The sequence below is a fragment of the Pontibacillus halophilus JSM 076056 = DSM 19796 genome, from assembly GCF_000425205.1.
GTDB lineage: Bacteria > Bacillota > Bacilli > Bacillales > BH030062 > Pontibacillus_A > Pontibacillus_A halophilus.
The window spans coordinates 1-1032 of record NZ_AULI01000038.1 but is presented as its reverse complement, the minus strand read 5'-3'; the positions used below and the strand labels follow the sequence as shown (position 1 = coordinate 1032).

1 protein-coding gene is annotated in these 1032 nt (G+C 29.5%); it reads right to left on the bottom strand.

All coding sequences use genetic code 11. From position 1 onward, the window contains the following. Window positions 1-463 precede the first annotated feature (463 nt). Window positions 464-808, bottom strand: a complete 345-nt coding sequence (locus H513_RS0117630; RefSeq protein ID WP_026801898.1) for a hypothetical protein — start codon at window positions 806-808, stop codon at window positions 464-466. Window positions 809-1032 lie beyond the last annotated feature (224 nt).

The window sequence follows — 1032 nt, the reverse complement described above, 5'->3', positions numbered from 1 at the left end:
ATATTATACGATATTATGGTTTCATTAACAATAAATGTGAGATATTAATACAGATTTTCAATATTGTTTTCTATTCCAGGGGAATTGTTTTACATTCTCCAATACTTCTGGATAACAACGAGGACAATATTGGTTAATTTGCTTATCATCTAAATGCAAAGGAAGCTTCCTCAAGTTCCTTGCTCGCCCTCTTCTTACACAATAAGAGCAGCGTCCAATCTCTCGCCCCTTACTATCTATATAAGTGTCGAGTCCAGGTCTGTTACCTTCTTGGTTATTATTCATATTCGTCACCCCTCTTTCATTTTAGTGATAAAAAGAAAGAGAGAAAAGAGAATAGCTTTAAGTGCATTAAATAAAGTCGAACCTAATGCATTACAAATAACTCAGATAGATTATACAGGGCCTAATGTAATGCCTTGCAATGAGGGACAATTCTCTAAGTGTTATAGTATATTTCCGTTTAACTAAACTGACGAATTTTTTTAGTTTTTAACTCTTTTATATTCACTTTTAATAATGAATCACACTCTAGATATTTATCAAATTCCTCTTTTTCTAAAATCCACTCTCTATAAACAATACCCTTATCAAGACAATCAATAATTTCAGGGTCATTAAGTTCATCTAAATTCCATTCTTGACCATCACGTTTAATGATTTTGGATAAAGAAGGTGGTATTTCATCTGCATTAGTAACTTGATGAGTTTCAGTGCCTAACGATCTAACTTCCAACATTTCATTATCAATAACCGTATATCCAACTCCAAACAAATAAAAATCTCTAACTTCTGTATTATTACTCATTTATTTATGCCTCCTACAATTATTCTCTCTGAATTTTCCTGTATGTATAAGTGAATTTATTAATGTTATTAAATATAAGAAGTTTATGTAATAAATTTATCAAAAATCTAGATTTTAAATTGTCAAAAATGACTAAATATATACTTTTAGGTGCTTTTTACCCATAAGAATTAGTTCCCAAAAAAGCAAAAAACAAATCTCTTTTTCTAAAATTAGTGAATATT

Excerpts from the sequence above, each read along its gene's own strand:
- H513_RS0117630 (WP_026801898.1), bottom strand. The coding sequence starts at position 808 with ATGAGTAATAATACAGAAGTTAGAGATTTTTATTTGTTTGGAGTTGGA.